The organism is Flavisericum labens (assembly GCF_045446075.1).
GTDB lineage: Bacteria > Bacteroidota > Bacteroidia > Flavobacteriales > Flavobacteriaceae > Flavisericum > Flavisericum labens.
Window position 1 is genome coordinate 40,189 of record NZ_JBJJBQ010000004.1, and the last position, 26,883, is coordinate 67,071.

At 37.9% G+C, this 26,883-nt stretch carries 16 protein-coding genes; all 16 read right to left on the reverse strand.

What is annotated here, in order from left to right; translation table 11 throughout:
• Window positions 1-4: 4 nt before the first annotated feature.
• The 16 genes from ACIEHO_RS08455 to ACIEHO_RS08530 all read right to left on the reverse strand — a co-directional run bounded on the left by ACIEHO_RS08455 (window position 5) and on the right by ACIEHO_RS08530 (window position 26,840).
• Window positions 5-820 (reverse strand): PepSY-like domain-containing protein, encoded by an 816-nt coding sequence (locus ACIEHO_RS08455; protein ID WP_406970628.1) that lies wholly within the window; start codon window positions 818-820, stop codon window positions 5-7.
• Window positions 821-936: 116 nt separating this feature from the next.
• Window positions 937-2,214, reverse strand: coding sequence for a sensor histidine kinase (locus ACIEHO_RS08460; RefSeq protein ID WP_406970630.1), 1,278 nt, complete (start codon window positions 2,212-2,214; stop codon window positions 937-939).
• Window positions 2,211-2,888, reverse strand: a complete 678-nt coding sequence (locus ACIEHO_RS08465; RefSeq protein ID WP_406970632.1) for a response regulator transcription factor — start codon at window positions 2,886-2,888, stop codon at window positions 2,211-2,213. Before ACIEHO_RS08465 ends, ACIEHO_RS08460 begins: the two co-directional genes overlap by 4 nt.
• 14 nt (window positions 2,889-2,902) lie before the next feature.
• A complete protein-coding gene (locus ACIEHO_RS08470; RefSeq protein ID WP_406970634.1) occupies window positions 2,903-4,267 on the reverse strand; it encodes a glycoside hydrolase family 88/105 protein in 1,365 nt (454 codons plus the stop codon).
• 24 nt (window positions 4,268-4,291) lie between these two features.
• Entirely contained in the window at window positions 4,292-5,752 is a 1,461-nt protein-coding gene (locus ACIEHO_RS08475; RefSeq protein WP_406970636.1) for an apiosidase-like domain-containing protein, read from the reverse strand.
• Between the two features lie 21 nt (window positions 5,753-5,773).
• Window positions 5,774-7,222 (reverse strand): DUF1593 domain-containing protein, encoded by a 1,449-nt coding sequence (locus ACIEHO_RS08480; protein WP_406970638.1) that lies wholly within the window; start codon window positions 7,220-7,222, stop codon window positions 5,774-5,776.
• Between the two features lie 5 nt (window positions 7,223-7,227).
• Entirely contained in the window at window positions 7,228-8,520 is a 1,293-nt protein-coding gene (locus ACIEHO_RS08485) for a nucleoside hydrolase-like domain-containing protein (RefSeq protein WP_406970640.1), read from the reverse strand.
• 129 nt (window positions 8,521-8,649) lie between these two features.
• Window positions 8,650-9,900, reverse strand: a complete 1,251-nt coding sequence (locus tag ACIEHO_RS08490; RefSeq protein ID WP_406970642.1) for a bile acid:sodium symporter family protein — start codon at window positions 9,898-9,900, stop codon at window positions 8,650-8,652.
• 85 nt (window positions 9,901-9,985) lie between these two features.
• Window positions 9,986-10,648 carry an aspartate/glutamate racemase family protein gene (locus ACIEHO_RS08495; protein ID WP_406970644.1) on the reverse strand — a complete coding sequence of 221 codons (663 nt, stop codon included), beginning with the start codon at window positions 10,646-10,648 and terminating at the stop codon, window positions 9,986-9,988.
• Window positions 10,645-12,030: a four-carbon acid sugar kinase family protein gene (locus ACIEHO_RS08500; protein WP_406970646.1), complete on the reverse strand. Its 1,386-nt coding sequence runs from the start codon at window positions 12,028-12,030 to the stop codon at window positions 10,645-10,647. The genes ACIEHO_RS08495 and ACIEHO_RS08500 overlap by 4 nt, the downstream gene beginning before the upstream one ends.
• A complete protein-coding gene (locus ACIEHO_RS08505; RefSeq protein WP_406970648.1) occupies window positions 12,030-13,271 on the reverse strand; it encodes a ribulose-bisphosphate carboxylase large subunit family protein in 1,242 nt (413 codons plus the stop codon). The genes ACIEHO_RS08500 and ACIEHO_RS08505 overlap by 1 nt, the downstream gene beginning before the upstream one ends.
• Window positions 13,272-13,276: 5 nt before the next feature.
• A complete protein-coding gene (locus ACIEHO_RS08510) occupies window positions 13,277-15,736 on the reverse strand; it encodes a sugar-binding domain-containing protein (protein ID WP_406970650.1) in 2,460 nt (819 codons plus the stop codon).
• 136 nt (window positions 15,737-15,872) lie between these two features.
• On the reverse strand, window positions 15,873-19,385 hold the full coding sequence (locus tag ACIEHO_RS08515; RefSeq protein WP_406970652.1) for a malectin domain-containing carbohydrate-binding protein: 3,513 nt from the start codon (window positions 19,383-19,385) through the stop codon (window positions 15,873-15,875).
• Window positions 19,386-19,447: 62 nt separating this feature from the next.
• A complete protein-coding gene (locus ACIEHO_RS08520) occupies window positions 19,448-22,123 on the reverse strand; it encodes an alpha-d-galacturonidase (protein ID WP_406970654.1) in 2,676 nt (891 codons plus the stop codon).
• The gene (locus ACIEHO_RS08525; RefSeq protein WP_406970656.1) at window positions 22,124-24,058 is read right to left on the reverse strand and encodes an exo-alpha-sialidase; all 1,935 of its coding nucleotides are present in this window, start codon (window positions 24,056-24,058) and stop codon (window positions 22,124-22,126) included.
• 34 nt (window positions 24,059-24,092) lie between these two features.
• Entirely contained in the window at window positions 24,093-26,840 is a 2,748-nt protein-coding gene (locus ACIEHO_RS08530) for an alpha-L-rhamnosidase (protein ID WP_406970658.1), read from the reverse strand.
• Window positions 26,841-26,883: the final 43 nt, after the last annotated feature.

Here is a 26,883-nt window from a genome sequence, read left to right on the forward strand (position 1 = left end):
TAATTCACTTAATTTCCAAAACCTTACCTCTCTCGTTAAAGGTTAGATAAACTTGCATTTTCGAGTTTCTCAATCTCAGGATATAAATAATTTTTCCATTTTCTTCTTTTAAATCGACATCCCTAATATCATGGTCCGGATAGTTTGATGCAATAGTTTTCATTATCGGAGCTGGAATTTCTGAATCCTTAAGATCCTGAGTATGTTTTAGTAATTTTACCTTATGATCAAAGGTGAAATTATGGTCTGAATCATTAATTTCTCCCCTAATGATGTAGATGATCTTGTTTCCTTCTTCAACATATTTAGCATAATTAATGTCCAATTCTCCATAGATTTTGGTAATGGCAGACATAATAGTTCGTGGAACTTCTCTATCTTTTAATTCTTTTCTATATTTCAGTAATTTACCGTTTTCGTTAACCCAAAAATAGCTGTATTTTCCATCGACCTTGAACTTGATTTCGTAAGTAATTCTGTTATCTCTTTCATATCTGTCTGCGTCATGCACATCAAAATAGGTAGCCTTGTTACGAATGGTTTCCAGAACTATTTTTGGAATTTCACTGACATACAAATCTTGGTTATGTTGCATAACGGTCCCTCTAGAGTCCATTTTTAAAAAATGCGACTTACCGTTTACCTCATAATCAATTTTGTAGTTTCCATCATCCAATTTCCATCTAGACTCCTGTGCATTCGGGAATTTTAACTGAAAAGCATTGAGTATTACTGCTGGAACATTGTTTTGGTGTATTTTTTGGGCGAAAGTACTTTTTGCAAAAAGTATAACTATAAGTAATCCTATTATTCGTTTCATATGTGATTTTAAATTTGATACAAATAAATAACATGAATTTGGAAACAAATGGGAAAGAATCTGGAAAGAATCTGGAATCGTAAAACAAACGATTTACTTTATAATTTAGAAAAGTGCTAATTATTTTTCCTGCTCACTTTAAAAACATGCTTGTTACTATTATATGAATAGATAATCAATAGGTCTGAAACATCTGCAATTGCCTTTACAATAGCCAAGCCTAACCCTGTTGAACCTTTATGATTTGAGTTTTTATTAAATCTTTGAAATAATTTATCTGATGAAATTTGAGGTAAATTACTTGTGTTTTCAATAGATAATGAGGCGGAAGTTAATCGAATTATAATATCACCTTCTTTTTGGTTATGAACAATAGCGTTTTTAACTAAGTTCAAAATAAGAATTTCAGCTAGGGTTTTGTTCATATTAAAATGCCATTCACCTTCTTTTAGGTAAGTTATTTTAATCTTTTGGTATTCTGTAAAATCTGTAAAATCGTGTATTATTCTGCCTAAAATTTCATCAAAATTCAATAATTCTTTAGAGATAAATTGTTTGTTTTCTATTTTGGACAGTAGCAATAAGTATTTGTTCAATTCTGATAAACGTCGAAATGATTCAATAATATCACCTATTTTTTGGATTTCCCCAGGCGACAAACCAGAATCCCCTGCAAGCAATTCAAGCTTATTAATGCCTATTGCCAGCGGCGTTTGTAGCTCATGTGATGCATTTTCAATAAATTGTTTCTGGCTGTTAAAAATATCAACATTGGTGTTCAGAAGCTTTTGGACGGATTCATTCAATAAAGAAAATTCCTTGATGTTTGTTTTGTGGATTTTTTGGTTTGTGCCTTTGTCCAACCTAAAATCATCGAGATATTGTAACAATTTATAAAAAGGTTTCCATGTTTTTTTTAGCACCAATCTATTTACCAATACAGTAATGACAAATAAAAACAAAAACAACCACAACAGGGATACTACAATTTTTTCAATTAAATTCCCTTTGTTCAATTCATGCGAAAGCACTTTCATTTCATAATACTTCCCAGACGAAGAAACAAAAGCCGTTGTAAGTAAGCGCGCTTGATAATTACTATTCTTTAAGCTGGAAAAAATTAAGGTATCTTTATAGGAATCTCTTACTTGAAGTGCATAATCTTCGCTTACATTTTTTATAATATAGCTTTTGTCTTGAAAATCGTCATGTTCGGCAATAAGGTCATCATCTTTTAAATTGTCTATGATGGCTATTTTATGGTTAGAAAGACCTTCGTCTATTGTGACCTTAACTTGATTTAATAGCTGGGAATAAAAAAGAATAGCCCATAAACCAACCGTTGTAAATAATATTACTGAAAGCACCCATAGTGTATGGTTTATCAGCTTCATTTAACAATTAATTTATAGCCCATTCCATAAACTGAATTGATGTCTATTTCTGCTTTATTATGGCGGAGTTTTTTTCTTAGATTTTTAATTTGTGAATAAATGAAATCAAAATCATTAGATTGATCAATATAATCTCCCCAGATATTTTCTGCAATGGCAGATTTGCTTACAATTCTGGATTTGTTCATGGCAAAAAAAACAAGAATGTCAAATTCTTTTCTGTTTAATTCTACTGGTTGATTGTTTATTAGGGCTAAGCGTTCTTCTATGTTGATCTTGATGTTTTCCAATTCCAGTAATCTTCGTCCATCTGATTTTCTGCGTCGGATTACAGATTTTATTCTTGCGTTTAGTTCGGTGATATGAAAGGGTTTTGTGAGATAATCATCAGCCCCCAGGTTCAAACCTATAACTTTATCATCAATAGAATCTTTTGCTGAAATAATAATAACGCAATCGCTTTTATTTAATTTTTTTAATTCTTGCAATAAATTGAGCCCATTACCACCAGGAAGTGTAATATCCAGTAGTATACAATCGTAATCATAAGATACAATTTTATCCATACCTGAATGAAAATCATCGGCTACTTCTACCACATAATTTTCATCTTCAAGGAATTGTTTTATCAATCCTTGCATTTCGGGCTCGTCCTCTATTACAAGTATTTTCATATTATACAATCAATTCATTCTATTCCTGGCCACTCACTTTTCAAAAGAAAATGAAACGTGCTATTGCGCGAATTAGGTTTCGTTGGTTTTATCTCTATTTTATCGTTTTGCAACAAGCGAATGATTTCCACCCCAGCATAAAGCACCGGTCCGTAACCATGTGTCGCATATATACTTTTTCCTCGGTGGTAATAATAGGTATTGTCGTGGGCGAAGGTTGTGCCTTCGCACGTACCATCAACAGCTCCATTTTCCAATACTCTGGTTTGGATAGCATTCCATCCGGTTAAAGCTATGGGGCCATAAACATGGTTTATCCACCCTTCATTTATACCCTTGGCTATAGCAAAAGTAAACATAGCTGTGCACGACGTTTCCAAATACGTATCGGTCTTATCCAATAAATTATGCCAAAAACCACTGCCATCCTGTAAGTTTGCCAAACTACGAATCATAGAACGAAATAAATGTAATATCTCATCTCTACCTTTATAATCTTCAGGCAATATGCTTAACACTTCAGCCATAGACATCAACACCCAGCCATTGGCACGTCCCCAATAAAAACGGGGATCGTAGTCTCCTGAGGTGACATTCCAGCCATGGTCAAAGATTTCTTTATCTTTAATGTATAGATAACTTGCCATTTGCAATACTTGTTTTACGGCATCATCAAAATATTTATTGTCTTTAGTAAGTACTCCCATATTAATTAAAAACGGAACACTCATATACATGTCATCTGCCCAAACCGATTGATATTGCGGTCGGTTCCGCGCCAATGTTCCATCATCTAAACGATATTGATTATTTGAAATATGTTCGGCTGTACGGTTTATTATAGTTAGATACCTGTCGTCCTTATTTTTCAGGTAAGTTTTTATCATGGCGGCAGTTATAGAACCGCAATCATCTAGGGCATGAAAATTCAATATTCTTCCCCAACCTCCAATTTTTTCTTTATTGATTTGGTCTTTGTTTTTCTGAAAATAGGGTAAATTTTCAACCACATAATCATAAAACTTGGTGTTGTTTTTGAAGAACTTATCGTCTTCAATCACATCATCAATATATTCAAAAGCCGAAAGTACAACACCATGTGTATAAGACCATTCGCTTGAGAAACCTTTGGAAGGCACAGCATCAACATTAAACGACTTAAAACTCGTTATTTCTTCACCTGTTTTAGAATCAACAATGATTTGGTTACTTGAATTTTCGTAAAAAACCCGAACTCTATTTAAAACATCCTTCACACCTTCAACCTTAGGCATGGTATATGGAATTTCATATTCAGGAATCCTGCCATCTGAGTTTTGTTGCGCAAAAATTGTTGTGGCGAATGCAATCAGTAAAACTATTGTGATATACTTTTTCATATTTAAACTAATCTTTTAATCTTTCTAATTTATAATTTTAAGAACCAATAAAGCATCTTCCCATCTAGCTGGAGGCGCCATAATTCTAGATTTATTTCTATTGAAGTTTTCTTCTATTTCTAATTCTCCATTAATAGGATTAATCCAAAAAGCTTCAGCTTCTTTTTTTAATACATTTTTCACAGTTGTACTTGAATTATTACTAAAGTAAACCAAAGCCATATCTTCCGATGTTGTAGTGACGGCTGTTTTGAGTTCATTACCCATCCCTGTGCCAGAAATAACATTTCCATTTGGAATCCATTCATGCCATTTATAATCTCTCAGAATTTGTTTTCCAATAGCTGCAACTTGTTTTGCTCCCGGAAAATCGAGTGCTTGTTGCCAAGTATAGCCACAGTTATAATCGCCTTCGTTACCACGCATAGCCCAGATGGGCCCTGCACCATAAGTATGTCCAGAACCTCCGGCAAAAAACGTTTGATAAAACTGCCTGCGAACCCTAACTGGTGTTACCCATCCGCACTCATGTCGATACGTTCCATATTCATAAGAGCCTTCCAAAAAAAGACTAGGCTTAATAGGATTTGTTAATTGGTAATCATCCACCATAGTTCTGTAAACATCGTTGACCTCTTTCCAAACCTCAACACCGTTAGCATCAAGCCAAACATCTCCGTGAAACCATTGCGATGATCCATAAGGATAATCACCATTGGGGTGATAGGTTAGAAACACGTCATCCCATGCAGGATTTTTTTCATTCCATTTTAGGTTTTTTCCCGTTACACCTTTACCTATTCCTTCTGCCATGGAGCGATATACATCACGATAATCGTAGTCACTGTATTTTTGGTTTTTATCATAACCTTTAAATTGTGCCTTTGTGTCGCCACCAAGCACCCAAATAACATGAGGTTCTTTAGCATAACGCTTACCTAAAAAGGCTCCGAAGGTTTTGGCTTCTTCAGCTGTATATTCACCTGTACCAGTAACTAATTGTGATGCCCAACAAGGTAAAACAGCCAAATATAGATTACGCTTTTTAGCGGCCTCAATAACATAATCGACATGGTCCCAATAATCGTTTGGTGATTGTGCACTTCCTCCTTTAACCGTTAGAGGTTCGGAGGTGTTTGGGGAATTTTCATCTCCTGTAAACGGATGATGCCCATACGCATTCGCGGCATTATCTGGGCTTCTTCTTAGTCCACCACCATGTGGCGACCAATGCGCCACCGTCTGAATAACGGTAAAACCTAATTCCTTTCTATTGTCAAGATATTGGTCTACTTCTTCTCTGGTGAGTTGTTGCATCATTCCCCAGCCCGTATCGCCAATCCATAAAAAAGGGGTTTTATCACTATGTTGAATATAATGACCGTTTTCGGAAGTTTCAAGTTTTCCGTGTTGTTCCCAAGGTGACTGGGCAAAGGATAAAGCCGTAGTAAACAGCCATAATAACAAGGCAGAACGCAATTTCATAGTCTTTTTAATTTAGGTAGTTTAGTTTATGTGTATTATTATTCGTTGATATCTCGTTAATGCTGGTATTCCTGTATCGGTTACTTCGCAAATAATATGAATGGTGTCACCTTTTTGAACATCAGTAGGCACTGTAAAAGATGTTTTTTGCTTATTGGGATTTTCAATTTCAAAGGATCCTTTATAGGTATCTGCTTCTTTATATTGCCACCATTTATAAACTAACTTATCCTTATCTGGGTCTGACGTTTGACTAGCATCCAATATTATTTTTTTTCCAGATTTTGTAACAATATCTAAAGCTGTGCTTAATTTAACGACGGGAGGATGATTGGCTTCTTCAAAAGACTTAGCGCACCAATCGGCTCTTGCTGCAAAATCGTTTTGTAAGACATCTGCCCAACGCGTTATTGGTTTAAAATATTCAGCCATCAAATCTTGATTGTCTGGATAGGTGTCTCTCATATATTTTCTGCCCCATGCCGAACTTGTGTACCACCTTCCTTCTGGATACCTATAGTTAGGCTCTGGAACAGGGTCGAGCCAAGTATTTTCCCTTACTTTAACATAACGACCACCCCAACCACCATAGCCTGGGTTTTCTAGATTTCGCAACCCCGTATTGATGGTATGGATAAATGCTGGTGAGTCACCTTCAGATCTAAAATCGTCTATACTAAAATCAGTATCACCCGACAACCCATGACTACCTTCAATATGAGCTTTATAAAGCCCACATAATGGCCCGTGGTCTTCTAAAATATTAGATGTCATCCAATCACTTCTAAAATACTTTAATTTATCCTTTGGCATAATCTTATTCCATTGATAAGCAACCGCCCAAAATTGATCGGATATAATTGTTGGTATGTTATACTTGCCCCAATGTGGACGTATATAAGACTGATAGGTACTATCTTGCTCCCAAATAAAGAAAAAGCGTAGTTTATTCGCCACTTGCTCCATCTTATCGGGGTGCTTTTCTTCTATGGATTTTAAAGCCCTGGCAATCGTGTTTGTACCCCCCCAGGCTTGTAGCCAAATAGGACGACTATCAGATTCGTCCAAAAGGACTTTTACAATGTGTTTAGATCCTGCTGTTATGGAGTCCATTTCACCTTCATCATCAACATTACCCAATAAGGTTACGGATTTTAAATATTCGGGTGAAGGATAACCCTTGTCATGCACTAGTAAATTAGGATAAACGTTTTGGTAGGCGTCCAGATAAGGTTCTGCCCAATCATCGCCAGCCCATCTATGACCACGCCAATGGTATTGAGAACTCGACGAGATAATGCCTTCCACGTCCCATTCGTTAGCATAAAGTAGAAACCTAACGAGGGAACATTCGTCATCAATTTCACCATCTGAGGTCACTATAACACGTGTTTTTTGATTTTGGTCATTCATTTGGGCTTTTCCTGCACATGAAAGTATGATAAAGCTTAAAAAAAATATTTTCTTCATATCGTTTAATTATTTAACCATTTCCATCGTTTGGCCCAATCCATTAAAAAAGCTTTACGATGCTTTGAAACGGTTTTTGCTCCTTGTTGATCTTTTAAAAACAAATCTTCATCTGGTCGGTCCCCATACCAGTTATCACCCAAAGTATAATCGTCTTTATCTTTTTTACCTGGCCATGATTTTATACTTACATACTGCCCTGTTTGACCATCCAATTCGGGAATAGCACTCGACGTTTTATAACTGGCCGTTTCTGGTTTTTTAGAAGAATATCTAGTCGCATATACGCCATTTCCTAAATAATAACCTGGCCAAATTTGTTTCGAAATTTCCATGGTAAAACAAACCGAATCTTGCGATATATCCAGTTCCGGACCTTTAAAATACCATTCTTGAATACCGTAAGCCTTCACGGTATCATTAATCCTGCTATTACCTTGGAATATGGTGCGTGAACTGTGGCTGATTTTTATAAACTCACCACCCCAACTTTCTGTCGTTGGGTCATCTGGTTTACCATTCATTACATAGGCCAATGATGGCGTATCACCCATTTTTATTCTGCCGTCATAATAATTCACGAAGTCCTTACCCATATGCCCTCTACCTTTTATATAGTTTGCAAAATAAGTATCTCCCTTAAGATTTTCTGGTGACTCAGAATCCATAAACCACCCGCGGTAGGTGGCGTTATTTTCAATCATCCAAAGATTGGGATGGTTTTCAGCAATGTATGCATACGCATTGGCTCCCCACTTCTTATTAGGGCCACCTATCCAATACACCCTAATTTTATCTTCAATTTCTGGCGCATCGTGCAGTGCCTGAGCTACATCTTCAATACCACCCCAAACCAGAACCCATAACGGCTGATTACTTTGCTTTTTAGCACATTTTATAATCCAATTGGAACCTTCTGTAGATTCACGATAACCCCTGAAAGGCGCGCCTTTCTTTGTTCCTTGCTTTGTTACAGCTCTTAAATCATTAGGATTAGGAAAATCTGACGCATGTTTTTTTAATTCAGATAAATCTTTTTCATAAAGGTCTATCATCTCCAAAATATTCTGGGTTGTACCTGTTTGAAAAGAGGTTGACACCAAACCTTCAATTTGAAATTCGTTGGCGTACATCAACAAATGAATCATAGACTGATTATCGTCAGGATCCGTACCACCAATATCGGTGCTGACCAAAATTCTAGGTTTAATCTTTTCTTGTTGATTCTCTTCACATCCATACATAAACAGAAAGAACAGTATGGCTATAAAACGAAGCCCAAATAGGTAACCAGACATAATGAATTATTTTGGTTTAGTGGTAAAATTATGTGTTTGAAAATTTTTCAAATTCAAAACAATAACACAAATAAACGAAAATAAAAACAAATAAACGAAACTAAATACAAGAAAATCAAATAACTAAGACTACTTTCTTTCTCTTTGCTTTCTCCAATAATTGGCCAATACAGAGCCTGAAATATTCATCCATGGACTAAAAACGGCTGCCGCTAAGCCTAAAGTAGCTAGTTTTCCCATGGCTCCTGCTAACCCCGAAGCCATGCCTCCATTTTGCAAACCGACCTCAAAAGCAATGGTTTGACTTTGTTTTTTATCCAATCCTCCTGCTCTGCTAATCCAATATCCAAATATGTAGCCAGCCGTATTATGCAATATGGCAGCAAAAAACAGTAAAATACCAATTTCAATTAAATTATCCCGACCAGCTGCAGTGGTCACTAATGTGAAATAAACGATACCAAACATGGAGAACAACGGCATAAAATCATCAACCTTTGGCAAGACTTTATATAAGTAATGATAAAGTACGCCCACTACAAAAGCAGCACATAAAAAGTTAATGATTTCAATTAGGCTATTAGGTTCGGAGCCTATTATGCTACTTCCAAAAAAGACCATTATTAATAACCATAAACCACAAAAAAATGAAATAAATTTTATCTTTTTCCGAACAGGTTCTCCATAAATTTTTAATGCATCATGAATCATAGCAGCTGTTAAAGGCACTAATACAATTTTAACAATATTCATCATCATACTGAAAAAATCAATTTCGATAAATGTTCCAGCAAAGAGTTTCATTAAAAAAGTAGTCATTATAGGCGCTGTTAGCGTTGAAATAGCGGTAACCGTAACCGACAACACCAAATCACCTTTAGCAATGTAAGTCATTACATTTGATGCCAAACCACTACTACAGGAACCTATGAGTACAATTCCGGCGGCGATTTCTGGTTCAAAATTGAATGTTTTTGCAATAAGAAAACCAACAATAGGCATTATAGTAAATTGGCAAAGCAGTCCCACCAAAACACCTCGTCCAGATTTTTTAATCCCTGTAAAGTCTTTGATACTCATTTGGGTGCCCATACCAAACATCACCAATTGAATGATGATAAGAATAAGCCACTTATTCCGTAAATCGACACCACCTATATTCAAAAATGTATCAGGGTAAATTAAGCCCGCAGCGACCGCAGTAACAATCCAAAAGGTGTATTGATAACCGGATAATGACTTGATAGCAGCTACACCAATGGATAAAGAAGTTAAACCCAAAACCAGTCCCAATTTACTTAGCCAACTTATATCCTGCAACCATCCAATACCAGAAGAAATAATTAGAATAATAGCAAAATAAAGAACGTATTTACGCATGTGATTTTGGTTTAGTTTAGTTGGTTAGTTTTAAATTGGTTTTGATTATTAGTCTTAATCCTGCCCCCTCCTATCAAGGGGTTATTTAAAAATAGGTTTCGGCCAATTTTTTCATAGCAATAGCTGGACTAGCCAAAATAGGCACCACTTTTTCATCGTCACTCAAGCCATCAACTACTCGCGACATCGAGGCCTGCGCCAATACAATCACATCAACCTCTTTCATCAACTCCTTTAACGCTGAAGCCACCATTTGGTCATGATTTGCACCATCGCCACTCATTAATGCTTCAAAAGCACCATCGCATAATTTTGAAGTAATGGTTACAGCTTTCCCAGCCACTTCTGCTCTACGTTTTACCAAATCGGTTGTTGGCTCTAAGGTTGTTGGCAATGTTGCAATAACTCCTATTTTGTTGCCGGTTTGAATCGCCTCGTCGGCCATCGCTTGATCCACGCGAATTACAGGAACCGTACTTAAAGTCGCGGCCGTTTCAATAGCCACACCAATAGATGAACAGGTTACCAAAATCACATCAGCTCCAGCGTCTTCAGCCGCTTGAATATGATGCACCACGCGCGCTGCCGTATTCGGCTTTAACTCGCCTTTTTTGATAACATCTTTTATCAAACTGTCGTCAACAATATTGAATGTTTCAACGTTTTTCAAATAATCGTTTGTTAACTGCTGAAACAAAGGCACCAATGTAGCCGATGTGTGTACAAAACCTAATGTTTTTCCCTTCATAATTTTTCTCCTTTTAATACTTTTATAAAATAATCTTTTGTTCCTACTTGGCCGCCTTTAAAATTAAGCTCCAAACCATTTATTAAATCAATATCCGAAATGGTCTTGCAAAGCGGAGCACCAGGCGCTAATGGCGCTATCATTTGTAGTGCCGTAATGTTTAATTCTGAAGCCGCATAGCTCGATGTATCGCCACCTGCAAACAGAATTCTTCGTAAAGTTGTTCTTTCTAACACTTGTTTAGCTATTTGTCCCAATATATAACCATAAGTTGAGCTGCAGGCGTTTTGAATATCATCAGAAGCTATGCCTTGCTGTTTGAAAATACTTTCCGTTTCAAGAATTCGCGGGTCCCCAGGACCTTTACTGGTATGTAAAACAATACTCTTTCCGTTATTGAAATGCGTTTCTATTTTTTCGACCGTATCCTCTATAATTTTGTTTTGAACTGACTTGCTAACGGCTTCGCTCGAAAGAGCAATTTCTTCAAAACCAGAATCGACCGCAAATTCAATTTGACCTTTGGTTACTGGGGAACAACTGCCCGAAAGCACTAAAATGGGACCGTTATCTCCACAGGCATCAAATTGTTTTTTGCCTTCAATAATGCCTTGCTTCTTCCAATCTAAACCGAGTGCCATAGCAATACCTGAAGAACCAACAGAGAATAAGGTCTTTTCTTTTGAAAATTCATTGAATACACTACCAATCGTTTCCAAGTGTTCTTTATTGAACCCATCGAAAAATAAGATTTCGGTGTCTTGATTATTTTTAACTTCTGAAACTACCGCAGCCTTCCCCTCTTCTATTTTCGTTAAATTGACCAATCCCATAGATTTCGACGTCTGCTTGGCCAAATGTATTCGTAAATCGCCTTCCAAAGCTGGTGTAACAGGGTGTTTACTCATGGACGGATGCCTATCTACCCTATATATTTCACCATCGCCAGAGGTGCCCATTTTGGCGAACAAATTTCCAAAAATGCAATAACGTCCCAAATGTGGTGCTGATGGTGATACAAAAACCATTTTTTGCTGAAAAATGCTACTTCCGATTTCTATAGCTTTGCCCATATTGCCAACATGCGGTGCCGAATCGAAAGTGGAGCACACTTTATAATGCACATGCTTGGGGGCAAGTTTTTTTAAGGTTTTAAAAACAGGAACAAGTTCATTTTCCATCGCTTTTGGCGACATAGAACGACTTTTGCCTGCCACACCAATAGCTTGAATATCAGGAAATTTGTCCAAATCCTTTTGCAACGGTTTTTTTAAAAACAACACTGTTTTTATGCCCGCCAGGGTTAAAAATTCCAAAGCATCGGTAGAGCCTGTAAAGTCATCACCATAATACGCTAAAAGTAATTTTTTATCACCAATCATTATTTTGAAAATTTTTTTACCGAAGCCGCAAAAGCTTCATGTTTATTGGCTGTTTCTTCTAAGGACAACCCTTCAACAGCCCCTTTCCATGCTTGTTGTAATGCTGTTACTCCTGCCTTTGGTCCCATGGGATGCGCTAAAATTCCGCCACCGGCCATGTAGAGTAAATCGGTTGTTTGGGTTCTTCTATAGGTTTCAAAAGCTTGTCCGCCCCATTGCCCCGAAGAAACGACGGGCAAAATTTTATCATCACCAAACATTGGTGTTAAACATGATTTTATGGAAGTCACCACAGAATCGTCTGATTCCCAAAATTTATTCAGAATACCATTAACATGCAGTTGGTCAACTCCTGCCAAACGTTGAATTTTTTGGTAAGCCGGAAACTCAATTCCTAACAATGGATGCCTGTTGAGCATTCCCCAACCGTTTCTATGACCGTGAATAGCTAATTCTCCCCTATCACAAATTTTCTTAGTCCCAGCCAAACCAACGCTGTTAACACTTATCATCGCACAACTTCCGCTTTCTTTTATAATGGTGTCATAGTTACGTTGCATTTGGTCTATTTCATCCGAAATATTGAATGCGTACATCACCTTTTTTCCGGTTTTCTGCTCATTATCCCGAATCACTTTCATGATGCCCTTAACGCGGTCTTCGAATGGTGAATTGGCCGCCGAGCCCATCAATTCATCATCCTTTATAAAATCGATACCTGCTTCAATTAACGACTGCACAAGGCTAGCGGTTTCATCGACTGACATCCCGATACTCGGTTTTATAATGGTACCAATCATCGGCCTATCGACAACACCACAGGATTTTTTTGAACCTTTTATACCGAATTTAGGTCCTGAATAATGATTTTTAAACGAATCAGGTACTTCCAAATCCATTAGTTTCAATCCTGTAAACTGACTGATTTCATATAGATTACCCTGCAAGGTACTCACCATTACCGGTAAATTATACCCAAAATTTTCGATTGACCAGCTCACTTTAACTTTGGCCCGTTGGTATTTTTTCCCTGGAATACTATTTCCGGGAATGGAGGGATTATCGGCTACATCGAGCAGTTGTAAATCCTCCACGCGCGCCGCAAAACGTTGTTTTAATTCTTCCGTTTCACCAGGAACGGAAACGAAGGTGCCCGACGATTGTTCACCGGCCAAAACCGCCGCAGCATGCTCTACATCGTATGGCGTTTCAATATAATATTCTGCAAAAATTCTTTCCATCAATTCTAATTTGTTGATATTTGAATGCCATCTGATACTAATCCATCAGATGTCGCTTTTAATTGAATACTCTCGGCCTTTCCGTTCGATTGGATAATAACCAAGCATTTTCCGTTATAGACTTTTCGGTAATCGGCCTTAAACGGCTCCAAACTGGCTTGATAGCCATTATCGACCCCTACAATTTTTCCGCCGCCGGAAACTTCAAAATGGATTAAACTATCTGCTTTTGGCACTAAATTTCCATCGTCATCCAACACGTTTACGGTTACATAAACCAAATCGTAATTATCATTTTTTACGGTTTCTTTATCAGCTTTCAATTCTAATTTTGAAGCTGTTCCTGCCGTGTAGATTTCTTTTTCCAAAACCACGTTTCCATCTTTTCTAGAAATGGCCTTTAGCGTTCCAGCTTCAAACGGCACGCGCCACATCACATGTAAATCGTCGTTTTCTTTCGATTTTGTTCCTAAAGATTTTCCGTTTAAAAACAATTCCACCTCATCAGCATTATTGTAATACGCCCAAACGTCAACTTCCTGACCTTGCTCCCAATTCCAATGTGGAAAAATATGCAACACATCTTTATCGCTCCACTCACTTTGGTACATGTAATACACATCTTTTGGGAAACCGGCCAAATCGACAATACCAAAATAGGAACTACGCGCCGGATACGGATATGGAATGGGTTCGCCAATATAATCAAAACCTGTCCAAATAAAAGTTCCTGCCATATAATCTAGTTCTTTTACTGTTTTCCAACTTTCCTCGTGGGTGGCGCCCCAATAGGCTGACACTTGGTCGTAGGCAGAAACAGTTAAATCGTCATTACCATCAAAAGGTTCGTTGTGCGCCGGTGGCCAGCGTTTTATTTCGGTAGAAGGTAAATCGTAGTGACCCCGGGTGGCTAATGCCGAAACACTTTCGGAAGCTAATATGTTTTCGCTTTTAAACTTTTCGGGGAAATCGTAATAATCTTTATGCTTATAATTGAAGCCCAATAAATCCAACGATCCAGATTGATAAATAAAGTTTTTCTCCACCACGTTTTCAGTTAGTGCGCAAGTTACCGGTCTGGTTTTATCCAAATCCTTCACAATATTTACTAATTTTTTGGTCATCGTAATGCCAGTGCTGTCAAACTGTTCGCGGATTTCGTTACCAATACTCCACATCATCACCGACGGATAATTTCTATCACGCTTCACAAAATCCTTTAAATCCTGCTCGTGCCACTCATCCCAATACATGTTGTAATCGGCTTTTACCTTTTTCTTTTTCCATACATCAAACGCTTCCACCTGAACGATAAAGCCCATTTCGTCACACAATTCCAACATTTCCAACGAGGAAGGGTTGTGCGATACGCGAACCGCATTGGCGCCCATATCCTTCATAATTTGAAGTTTTCTCTTGATTGCCGTATAATTGGCCACGGCCCCTAAGGCCCCGTTATCGTGGTGCAGGCACACGCCGTGGATTTTTGTGGGCACACCATTCAAAGAAAAGCCCGTTTCAGGGTCAAAATTAAAGTAACGGAAGCCCAATGGCGTTACGTAATTGTCAACCAGCTTATCGTTTTCGTAAACCTTGGTTTCAATTTTATATAAATACGGATTTTTGGTATCCCATAAACTGGGGTTTAATACTTCAAAATTTTGAGTAGTAACTTCTGACGCGTTTTTTCTGATATTGCCTTCGGAAAGGGCATCTGCGACAACCAAGTTTTCTTTATTTAAAATATTACTCACCAGTTTAAACGATTTATCTTCACTAGCATCATTTTGAAGTGTGACCTCTAAATTAACAGTCCCTTTTTCTTTTGAAACTTCTGGCGTTGTGGCATAAGTACCCCAATGTGATACATGCAATTTTTCAGCAATTACCAATCGTACATTTCTGTAAATACCCGAACCGGAATACCAACGTGAATTGGGTTGTTCGGAATTATCAACTTTTACGGCGATGATGTTTTCCGCTTCACCGTAATTTAAGTGTTCCGACAAATCGTAAGCAAAAGAAATATAACCGTTGGGACGAATGCCCAAATACTCACCGTTTATCCAAACCTCACTTTTTCTATAAATGCCATCAAATTCAATAGAAATGGATTTGTTTTTGAAAACTGAAGGAAGTTTGAATATTTTGCGGTACCAACCTATTCCTGTGGGTAATGCTCCGCCTTCTGGTTTCGCCGGATGGTCTTCACTAAATTCACCCTCAATACTCCAATCGTGAGGTAAATTAAGGGTTCGCCAATTTTCGGCATTAAACGTAGAATCGATGGCTTCTGGATAATCTCCCAAATTGAATTGCCAGTCGAAATTAAAATCTTCGACAATCCTCTCTGCTTTTTCTTCAGACTGATTGCAGGCCGTTATTAAAGTAAGAATACTGCCTAGTATTATTAAATATCGCTTCATTGTGCTTTTTCTTTTTACTGGTTGTTCGTTTTCCGTCATTACATCTTGTTTTTGTCATGCCGAACTCGTTTCGGCATCTCACAATATTTTTAAACCGACATTTCATTATGAGACCCTGAAATTAATTCAGGGTGACACTCAACTTTATGAACGATAACGGTAATAAACATTCTTTTTACTGAAATTCAAACGATTCAATTCGCAAGCCTTTCATTTGGTTAGATTCTAAAGTGATTTTATAAGTTCCAGCATTAATAAATCCGCCTGACGTCGTATTTAAAATTTTCCATTTGTCATTTCTAATAGGAAATTCAATATCATCATTGCGCAACAAAATGCCGTTGGCATCTTCAATTTTTAGTCGCACTTTTACAGGATGGTCGTTCATATTCATATAGCGGTAACGCATTAAATAAATATTTGCAACCCCCGGATTTACGGTAAATGTAATGCTGTTTTCTGTATTTTCTGTGAACTCAATGTAATCGCTTTTCTTAAAAAAGGCCGTTTTAACACCGCTACCGGTTGTGGTGGTGTTTTCGGCTTCAAGTTTTACGATAGGTCGGCGGTCCTGCTCTTCCATGGAATAGGTTGGTACAACGGCAACAGAATACATTTGATTGTTTCCGTTACTTCCTAAATCCAATGTTTCGCCTTTCTTCAATTCTTTTTTGAAAACATTGAAATTTGTACCTACCGAATTCTGTACTGTATCTACTGTTTTTTCAAACCCATTTAGCCAAGGCAATGAAGCTTCAGAAAACACATATACATTTGAGTTTTCTTTGGATGTGAATGACACTGAACTCGTCTTTTCTGAATTTGAAAACTTTAAATAATCAGCGCCGTAAACTTCGGATGGCAATTTTGTAAAACTGATATCAGAATCCACATATTGCTTATCGGTGATGTTTAGCCATGATACTAGCTGGTATTTTCCATTGACGGAAATATCCACAATATTCTTTGCAGATGGTTTTGCTGGTTTCACATCTTGATTTTTTGTTGAAATAGCAATGGCTGAAATAACCGCTTGCCCCGAAGCTACCTTAGGAAACGAAATAACAATTTTTCCATTTTCACTTTTTACATTATAAGCCTTTTTTAATGCTGAATCGTGTTCTACTTCACTCCATATATCAAAGTTTTCTTCGACGGTTTCATCATTTATAGCCACATCAAAAACGCGCCATTCGTTACAATTCATGCTACCTCCAGCGCCATACCATGGCTCAATAAAAAACAATTCGACCTGATAATCTCCTTCTGGGGTAGGAAATTCATATTTTAATTTGTCTGCTCCATACCTAAAATCTTGAAACAGTTTCCAATCTTTGGTATTGGCTATGGGGTCGTAAACCGTTCTTTGGCTAGCGTAAAAAGCAGGTAGGCTTTCAAAATCATCAGTCCATGACAGTGAACCCCAAGTATTTTTATCTGTTTTGTGTACATCGGCCAGCCATGTGTTTCCGTGTAAATCTATATAGTCTGAACCTCCACAATTTACTCGGTACAGGTATTTATTATCGTTGTTTGGTTTTAAAACTTCATTCGATGCACTTACTAATTTTTCAAAGTTGGGTGCTCTGGATAAATTACCTAAAACTATGTAATCTTTAGCGACTGGTTTTCCCTTTACATAACCCACAGCATATAATACATTGTAATTGATTTCAACATTATTCCATTGAAAATGTTTACCCAACCCAGGATTTTTAAGTTTTCCTAATGACTTGTTTTCAAAATCGTTAAACAACTCAACTTCATCACAATTGGAGTACACATCAATACCGTTTTTTATTCCTGCTTCGTTCCAACGGTTAGGCCAAGAGTGCGACACAATGTACACCATTGGCTCTTTTTCTTTGGAAACATAATTAGCGCGATACATGTAAAACGCATCGGTTGGCTCGCCCCAAATGGTAAAAAGGCCTTTATAGTTTACAGGACCAACTTTATCGATATCCCGATAGCCTTCACCATTTTGGGTACGCCCCGGGTTTTCGTGCGAATACAACAACCAATGGTACTGCCCTACAATTTTATCGCTTACCGATTCCGCCTCTCGGACTTTAATTTCCATAAGTTGGGCAAAACGGTTTTCACTGTATGCTCCTTTTTGACTGAACTCGCCTTCGGTATGCAAATCCAGCGAACGCCACGCGCCATATTCTCCGTTCAGCAATTGCTCGGTCATTTCCTCTCCGTAATTGTAGGGATCACCACCGTAAGTACCCGACCAGTTTTGAATAACGTTCCAATCGGTACCTTGCCCGCCGTTGCAGGTCGTAACAATACGCTGTTTAGCTGAAATGGGGTCGAGTTCCCGAATAATCTGTGTGCATTCTTCGGCAAACTCTTTTGGTATGGTACTTTCGTTTTGCAATCCCCACATCACAACGGACGGGTTATTTCTACGCTCTTTTATCCAGTCTCTTAAAAGCGTTTTAAAGTTTTCTTTAAACTCCGGTGTGTCGTACCAAATGTGCGCAGAAAACTGACTCCAAAACAAAATGCCTTCCTCATCTAAATGTTCCTGATAACGCAAGTTGTGCGGCTGGTGCCCTTCTCGAAAGGAATTGTAACCGGCGGCTTTAATTTGCTCAATTCTAGTTTTTACTTCTTTATCAGAAAACGAATGACTCTTACCTATTAAATGTTCGTATTCGCAAGTGCCGTTTATAAATACTGGCTTGTCGTTTAAAAAGAAACGGTTATCATCGCCTTCTCGCGTAACGGGCCAGCTTACCCAACGAATACCGTAAGGTGTAGTTAAGGCATCAATTAAATTTCCGTTTTCATAAATTTTTGTTGACAATTCATAGAGATACGGGTTTTCGGGCGACCATAATTCTGGATTGGAAAACTCGGGTAACGTTTGTTTGAATTCCTGTAAATCAGAAAGGTTTTTAACCTCTGTTTCCACTGAAGTGATTTCATCTCCATCACGGTTAAAAAGTGTATTTTCAACTGTGATATTTTTTGCGGAATTACTGTAATTTTTCAATTCGGTGGAAACATGAAGTAATGCTTTTTCCTTTGAAGTAGAATCGTCATTCCATACATGAACCCCAAACGGCTCAATTCTTACTTTGTTAGTAATTACTAGTGAGACTGGCCTAAAAATTCCCATAGGTTGTGACCCCTCAGAGAAACCCCATTCACCAGAACATCCACCGCAAACCCATGGTAAATCGGCGATAAACGCTGGGTGTTCTGCTTTTACTACTATAGTGTTTTCAGTATCAAAATTTACAGCGTCAGAAATATTCAGGGTAAACGTGGTTCTTCCGCCTTTATGGCTACCTACTTTTTGTCCGTTCACCCAAACAGTGGCATAACTTCCCACACCTTCAAAAAACAGGAAATGCTGTTTTTCTGAATTCGATTTATCGAGAGACAACGTTTTTTTATACCAAGCTGTTCCATGTAAGTTGCCATGCTTCATTCGGCGATAACCATAATATTGGTCCCAGTTGTGGGGCACCGAAACCGATTTCCAAACGCTATCGGTCTGTAAGTTTTTTACAAATTCCTCCTCAGGTTGGTTCAAACTGTCCAAATGAATGGTTTCCCAATTATCGTTTAATGAAATTTCTTTTCTAATAGTATTGGAGTCACTATTCGTTTGACAAGAAATTAAGCCTAGAATGGCTATTACAACTATGTATTTAAAACTTTGTTTCATTAAATAAAAATTCTATTTGTAAGATGCTGAAACGAGTTCAGCATGACAAGACAAATACCTTGTCAATAAAATAACCAATCGACGGCCATGCCGTCCTCAGTGTTGGTAATACCGGCATCGTGAATTACGATATCTTCATTACCATCAATAAATCCTAAAATTAAAACACGTCCTTTACCGAGCACCAATTTATGCTCTCCGGGTTCGTAACGGTAACTGTAAATATTTACGGAATACAACTCCGGAATTAACATGGCATTGGCAATTTTTATATCAGCCTGCCCTCTATCGTTGGCATAAGCGTTGGTTTCTAATGTGGGTGGCTCTAAAACGGTGTAACTGTTCGTATTAAAATATCCAACTAATATTTTTACAGGCTTTTCGGTTTTAAAATGTAAAACGGTCCCCGACTCTTGTTGTGTTTTATCTGAAAATTGAACTCCAGAAAGGTTTTTCAATTCTGGGGCAACTTCATCAATTATTGCGTCAGTATCAGTATAAACTTTTTCTCCTTTTTTCAATGGAAAACGTTTCGTGTTATTTAGAACAGTAACATGAGCGGGCACGAAAGCCTTATATGTTTTTGCAGTGTTACCATTATTACCTTCTGTTTTCAACATATCGACATTCCGTTTAAAAACATCCAATTCATTTTGGTAATGGGGCAATAGTTCTTCCCAAGTTTTGTTCTTTCCGTCACGTCCAGAAATGGGTATTCGGCGTTGTGCCGTTTGCATACTGTTGGCGTATAAATAGCTTTCTTTTGTAAGCTCGGTTAAATCGGTATAGTACGCGATGCTTTTTTCTAAATGCTGAATGGCTTTTTCGAGGTCAGCAATGTCATTGGAATACTTATAATTTAAAACCAACATGGCCGCCTTTACTTTTTCAGCAAAAAAGTTAGCAAAAGCGTCATAACAATACACATCGTTTTTTAAACGCTGAAACTCTTCCCTATTATTTCCAATAGAAGCCGAAGCATTATCTATAGCTTGAACGGCAAGTTTTCCGTGGGTAACCACCTCATCAATAATTTGCGGAGGCGTTTCGCCCACATGAGGCTCACCTTTCCATTCCTTCTCGGCATAATCGATAAGGATTTCACCAACGGGTCCGTTTGATGATAAAAAGTTCTTATAAACGTGATATTTAAACGGATTGACCAACTGCCCCATAAACATACCAAGTAACAAGGTTTGTCGGTTGCCATCGGAAATACCAAAGGTTCTTAAGAGTTTTGGAGCGATTTCACCGGTTTGCTCATAAGCCTCCAAAATATCTTTACCACTTTCACCGCAATCGTAATAAACTCCCAATTCATTTGACCAATAATCAACTTCATCACTTCTATCGCGCTCTGAGTTCCAAGCATATCTAGCCCAAGCTTGATACCACATCCAATCCCTATCAATTTGTTTAAGTCGTTCTGGAGTTTTATCAGCGGTATAGGGCCAATCCCAATACGATGATTGAGGATACAGGTGAAGTCCGTTAGCCCCTTGAATATTGTGCATCGCCTTTACACTTTTCTGGATAAATTCTGGCGAACTATATCTGAAAGGCTCCAAATTGGCCAAAACATGTACATTAGAAATATGTACCGACCCCAATTCACTCAACGCTTTTGGAATAGCTTCCCAAGCATCGCGTGGCTGATAAGTTGTTAGCGACTCGCCGTTATATTTAAAAGTGGTGTATAAATTTTTATAAATCGGCAAAGCTGCTTCCATAACACGCTCCGCATCGGTGTCGTGACCACGCAATACAATGGGGGGTTCGTTGGTTAATCCCAACTGTTCCAAGGCATCCTTTACACCGGGGATAATGGTTTCGGTAAACCATTTTACATCATCATCAATGGTGTGCATCGCTTCACCCAAAGTCACCAAAAACCCCACGTTGGGATATTTTTTAATGAATTCGGTAATGGATTTCTGGGTGTAATCAGCAATTAAAGGGGTTATCGGCCGACTCCGCTCTTGCGTTTTTATACCATGTTTTTCTGCAAAAGGTTTTGAAACAAGTATGTTGTAAAACATTTGAATGACCCAAATACCGCGTTTATCGGCTTGCTCGGTAATGAATTTGAAAATTTCTTCGTTCTTTTTAAACGTTTCCTCATCAACCTCAACAGCATAAGGATAATCATCTAACTTCACAAGCGATGCAAAAGGATGGCCATTCCATAAATATAGAGAGTTGTATCGATTTTCAACCATCATATCGAGATACTCTATCCAATGTTCCTTATCATAAAACCACGGAAAACTTTCTGGCGTATATGGATATTCATAAACGGTACGCCCCGGCAAATATTCGGTTTTTTGAAGTCCGATACAAGTACCCCTCAAAACCATTTCTGGTTTATCTTGGATATTTAAATTTGAAGGGATCTTGCCCGATGCTTTAATTCTAGCGGAAAGTTCCAAAGCACCGTACAAAGCTCCAGTAGCATCACTTCCTCCAATAGAAATAATATTTCCTGAAGTACTTATTTGGAAACCCTCTTTGTTATTTTCGTCTTTTTTTTCTGAAAGAATGATGACGTATCCTTTGGAACTTTCAGGTTTCATTGAATCTAAAACCACTTCAAAATTTAGTTCCAAAAGTGTTTCTGAAAGCTTCTGTTTGGCAAAGGCTATTCTTGAAACACTATCATCACCAACAATAACGGCGGATTTCTTTTCTGTGCAAGAAAACAGCAAAACCGTCGCTAAAAAGAAAACCAAATACCTCATTTACTCGCCCTTAAAAACCTCTTTTAAATATTTTACATTGGCACCGTAATTTTTAACCACATTGTGTACATTGGTAGTATCACGGGAACGCTCCACAATTAACCAACCTTTCCAATGCATTTTATCAAGCGTTTCTTTAATTTTCGGTAAATCGATAGCCGGGTCGTTTTCAATCCATTCACCGTCGGTGTTCGAAGCATGAATTTCACCAATATTATCACGCCCCAAGGTTTTTAATTCTTTAGAAATATCTCTGCCATTTTTAATGGCATTGGCAAAATTGAAAGCGATTTTAATATTTCTATTGCCAATTTCTTTTAATAATTCTTTTTCTTCGGCTGCAGATAAAGAAGTCTCCACAGCAATAACCCCGTTAATCTTATCCACCTGCTCACCTGCCCAACGTAAACGCTCTACAATAGCAGGACGCAGCTCTGGATTTTTGACCAAGTCACCCTGAGTTCCTAAGGGTAAATAGGCAACTTCAACATTAAATGTTTTCATGACTTCGATGCAATCTGAAACCATTTGTTTTACAGTTGGACGTTTAGCAAAAGACTGCGCGTAAAACCCCGACATAGCTACAGAACTGATTCCAACTCCTGTTTCTTCTGATTTTTGTTTAAATACTCTAACACTTGCGGTATCACCGTTTACAAATTTACTATCGAATGTTTTGCGGTCCCCTAAACCACCCATGTCCATTTCAATACCATCGGCACCAATTTCCTTCGCACGTTCAAAAGACCCTAATTTTTGGCGTTTTAAAATCATCCAATCGCAAACCGCTATTTTGTAGCGCTCTTTTTGTGGTCCTGGCCAAACCCCATCTTTAATTGGAAAAGTCACCAATTTTGAAGGGTCTATTTCTACATATTTAATTTTTTGGCGTCTCCACGTGTAAACACAATGCAACATACCATCGGAACCCTGAATGATTGATGGGTACGAATACTGACTGATTCGAGAATCTTCGAGTACCAAAGCAGCATTCCAATTGAAACCATCTTCTGAAACAGCAATATTTAACGGACTGCGGTAACTTTTGTTCATATCTTCATTTGGCCAGACGTGATTATAAATTAGTACGTGTTTGCCATTTTTCATGGTTACAGCATCAGTACCTGAACTGTTGTTGGGCATATTCAGTAATTCCAATGGCGACCAAGTTTTTCCGTTATCTTCAGACCAAGTGGTAAATAGTTGACGATTTCTGGTTCTTCCAATTTGTTGCAATTTTCCATTGCCATGGAATAGAATACTCGGTTGAATAGCATTGATATCCTGCGGCCCTTTTGGTAAGGTATCTTGCATATTGTGGGTTTTCCCAAAATCTGGCGTTGATTCCATGCGTAAATTCCAACCGTTTCCTTCCACACTAGACGGCAACAATAACGTACCGTCATCCAATAACTCTGGTTTATTTTTGATGGGACCTAAAAATCCATCTGGTAACTTTTCAGCATCCGACCATGTTTCACCACCATCAGACGAACGTTTTAACATACCCCACCAAGTTGAAGGATGCGGTCCTATTTTATAATACAATAGTAAATCGCCATCAGGAACTTGATACAAAACAGGGTTCCATGTTGGATATCTTAATGTATCATTTTGAACGCCATTGGCCACCTCAACAGGATTGGTCCATATTCCGTTTTTACGTTTACTCACATAAATACATACATCCGGATTACGCTCATGGGTGCCACCAAACCATGATGCTATCAAATCACCACCGGTAGTTTCAGCAATGGTTGCCGCGTGGCATGAAGGATAAGGTGCTTTATCATAAATAAATTCATCTACAACAATGCCCTCTCGCCACGTCTTGTCGGCCAAAGCGATTTCTTGTTCCTCCTGTTTTGGTTGCTGTTTGCAACTTCCTAAAACGACAACGCTTAAGAGTATTATAGTGGTTTGGATTAGTTTCATTTCTTTATGATTTGTTAGTTTGATTCTTTAATTTTCAATTGACTTGTATAGCGTATGTTCCAGATTTTAATTCTAAAACAACTTTTCCATCTATTGTTTCGAATTTTGAACGTATGGTTTCCAATTTGTCTTTATTCACTTTTACTTTTGAAGCCTCACTTGTTGGTAAATAGACCTTAGCGCTTGTATTGGGTGGAATAATGATATTCCAATCCAATTTATTTTTCTTCTTTATCCAGTGACTTTTTATATTGCCATAGCTTGATTCGTATAACGCCTTCACATAGCTTAATCCCGCCTCAAAATCGGGTTTCATGATAATCTCCTTAAATCCGGGATGCTCAGAACTGCTTTTAATTCCGGCCATATTTTCATAATACCAAATCATTAAATCGCCCAAAAGCATCACGTGGTTTTGTGAATTCATTTCGGGGTCTGCCGTATTTCCATTCCACAACTCCCAAATGGTTGTAGCACCATTTTCAACCATATAGCCCCAACTTGGGTAGGTTTTATTTGATGCTAATTTAAAAGCCAAATCACCTCTTCCAAAATCGGTTAAAGTGCGCATTAAAAATTGAATACCCACAACCCCTGTACTTACATGGCCATTTTTAACTACTTCCACTTGGTGTGCCATATTTTGAAACACCTTTTCTTCCAATTCCTTTGGAACCATCCCAAAAGCTAATGGTAGCAGGTTCGCTGTTACGGTATTATTGGCATAGCTAAATGATTCTCGGTTTAAATATTTGGAATTGAATGCCGTTTTAACACGTTCGGCCAATTCGTCGTAATAAGTGATATCGGTGGGATTGGCATCGGCTATTTTTGCGAACTTTTTCATTAATTGAAGCAAATGGTAATAGAATGCGCTCGATAGTACCTCACCATCCGTTAAACGAGTTGGGTCTTTTGAACGGATAATTTCCAAGGATTCCGGAGGAACGCACCAATCGCCATACTTATCCTTAGTCATTAAATCATTTTTCATGTATTGTTGTTCCATATACAACAACCATTTTCTCATAAACGGATAATGATTGACAATACCTTGTTTATCACCAAATTGCTCATAAAGCATATCGGCCACTTTTATATACGCACCTTGCCAAGTTACGCCATCGCCATAATAACGCCAAAATGCAGGTGCTACATCGGGAATACCACCATCTAGAGTTTGTGAAAACTTAATGTCGTCCAGCCATTTAGCGTATAAGGTCTGGTTATCAAATAAGAAGCTTTCGCCGTAAGCACCCGTCGTTCGGTCACCCAACCAAGGCTGACGCTCGTTGCGCTGCGGACAATCAATTGGCATGCCTTTGTAATTTCCACGAATTCCCCAAAAAGCATTTTTAAAAATTTGGTTCATTGTTTCATTAGAGCATTCAAAAGCACCTGTGGTTTTTAAATTGTCGTACACGACTTTTCCAACAAAATCGTTCAAACTGGGTTTGTATTTGTAGCCTTCAATTTCAACAAAACGAAATCCGTGATATACGAATTTAGGTTCCCAAACTTCTTCGCCTTTCCCTTTTAAAATATACTCGTCGGTTACTCGTGCGTCCCTTAAATTAGCGGTGTAGAGCGTTCCGTCATCTTTTAAAGATTCAGCAAATTTCATTTTTATAAGGTCACCCCGATTACCTTTCACTTTAATTTGTAACCAGCCCACCATGTTTTGCCCCATGTCTAAAATGTAAGTGCCTTTATCTGTTTCAGTAATTGAAATAGGCATTACCGAATCCATTACCTTCATATTAGGTGTCATCTGTGCTTCTTGAAATCCACCAGGTTCTTGAACCCACATCATATTTATCCAATCGTCATCGTCAAAACCTACTTTATTCCAGTTGGGCATTTCCATTGTAGCATTATAAACTTCACCATCGTATTCGTTATTGGCACGAATTGGTCCATGTGGCGTAAACTTCCAGCTTTCGTCAGTTTTTATGCGCTCTTTTGTACCATCTTCATATTCAACAAAAAGTTGTAATGCCATTTTTGGAAGGCCAAAACTTTTTATTTTATAAGGTTTGTATTCCTGTCGCATAGCGAAAAAACGACCATTTCCTAGAATGGTGCCAATCACATTTTCGCCTTTTTGAAGTTGTGAGGTCACATCAAAAACATTGTACTTAACGTTTTTGGTATAATCGGTAGGTACGGGAGCCAATACTTGTTCTCCTATTTTTTCGCCGTTAATGTAAAGTTCATAAAGCCCCATGCCCATCAAATAGACTTTGGCTTCCTTTACCTTTTTTTCTAAACTGATTTGCTTGCGAACGTAGCGCGCCGAAAGTCGTGAAAACTGCCCAATACTATCGCCTTCAAATAATTGGTTATAGCCAATCCATCGCGTAGATTTCCATTCGGCATAACTTAAAATACCCATGCTCCAATATGCGGTTTCGCTCCACTCGGTTTCGCCTTTGTTGGTCCATACTTTTACTTTCCAATGGGCTTCATTGCGGCTATCCAATTCATCACCTTTATAAACTACATTGATGGATGCGTTGCTTTCCACTTTACCCGAATCCCATAAATCGGCTTTGTTATTTTTTAATTTTTCTGCGGAAGACGCCACTAAAATATGGTAAGCGGTTTGTTTCACTTCAGATTGATTGGTATCAAACTGCCAACTTAATCGAGGTTGTAATACATCAATGCCCAAAGGGTTTGTTAACATTTCACATTGCAGATTCTTAAGCGCTATTTCATTTTGGGCTATCCCTGAAAATGAAATTAATAAAGTAAATGCTATTGATATTATCTTATTCATTTGTTTAGTTTTTGCATTTCTTTAAAATAAAATGATTTTTTCA

What these genes read in the sequence shown, in the direction of transcription:
- ACIEHO_RS08475 (WP_406970636.1), bottom strand. Translation starts at nt 5,752, where the DNA reads ATGAAATTGCGTTCTGCCTTGTTATTATGGCTGTTTACTACGGCTTTA.
- ACIEHO_RS08530 (WP_406970658.1), bottom strand. Translation starts at nt 26,840, where the DNA reads ATGAATAAGATAATATCAATAGCATTTACTTTATTAATTTCATTTTCA.
- ACIEHO_RS08485 (WP_406970640.1), bottom strand. Translation starts at nt 8,520, where the DNA reads ATGTCTGGTTACCTATTTGGGCTTCGTTTTATAGCCATACTGTTCTTT.
- ACIEHO_RS08515 (WP_406970652.1), bottom strand. Translation starts at nt 19,385, where the DNA reads ATGAAACAAAGTTTTAAATACATAGTTGTAATAGCCATTCTAGGCTTA.
- ACIEHO_RS08500 (WP_406970646.1), bottom strand. Translation starts at nt 12,030, where the DNA reads ATGATTGGTGATAAAAAATTACTTTTAGCGTATTATGGTGATGACTTT.
- ACIEHO_RS08470 (WP_406970634.1), bottom strand. Translation starts at nt 4,267, where the DNA reads ATGAAAAAGTATATCACAATAGTTTTACTGATTGCATTCGCCACAACA.
- ACIEHO_RS08480 (WP_406970638.1), bottom strand. Translation starts at nt 7,222, where the DNA reads ATGAAGAAAATATTTTTTTTAAGCTTTATCATACTTTCATGTGCAGGA.
- ACIEHO_RS08495 (WP_406970644.1), bottom strand. Translation starts at nt 10,648, where the DNA reads ATGAAGGGAAAAACATTAGGTTTTGTACACACATCGGCTACATTGGTG.
- ACIEHO_RS08490 (WP_406970642.1), bottom strand. Translation starts at nt 9,900, where the DNA reads ATGCGTAAATACGTTCTTTATTTTGCTATTATTCTAATTATTTCTTCT.
- ACIEHO_RS08510 (WP_406970650.1), bottom strand. Translation starts at nt 15,736, where the DNA reads ATGACGGAAAACGAACAACCAGTAAAAAGAAAAAGCACAATGAAGCGA.
- ACIEHO_RS08505 (WP_406970648.1), bottom strand. Translation starts at nt 13,271, where the DNA reads ATGGAAAGAATTTTTGCAGAATATTATATTGAAACGCCATACGATGTA.
- ACIEHO_RS08520 (WP_406970654.1), bottom strand. Translation starts at nt 22,123, where the DNA reads ATGAGGTATTTGGTTTTCTTTTTAGCGACGGTTTTGCTGTTTTCTTGC.
- ACIEHO_RS08525 (WP_406970656.1), bottom strand. Translation starts at nt 24,058, where the DNA reads ATGAAACTAATCCAAACCACTATAATACTCTTAAGCGTTGTCGTTTTA.
- ACIEHO_RS08465 (WP_406970632.1), bottom strand. Translation starts at nt 2,888, where the DNA reads ATGAAAATACTTGTAATAGAGGACGAGCCCGAAATGCAAGGATTGATA.
- ACIEHO_RS08455 (WP_406970628.1), bottom strand. Translation starts at nt 820, where the DNA reads ATGAAACGAATAATAGGATTACTTATAGTTATACTTTTTGCAAAAAGT.
- ACIEHO_RS08460 (WP_406970630.1), bottom strand. Translation starts at nt 2,214, where the DNA reads ATGAAGCTGATAAACCATACACTATGGGTGCTTTCAGTAATATTATTT.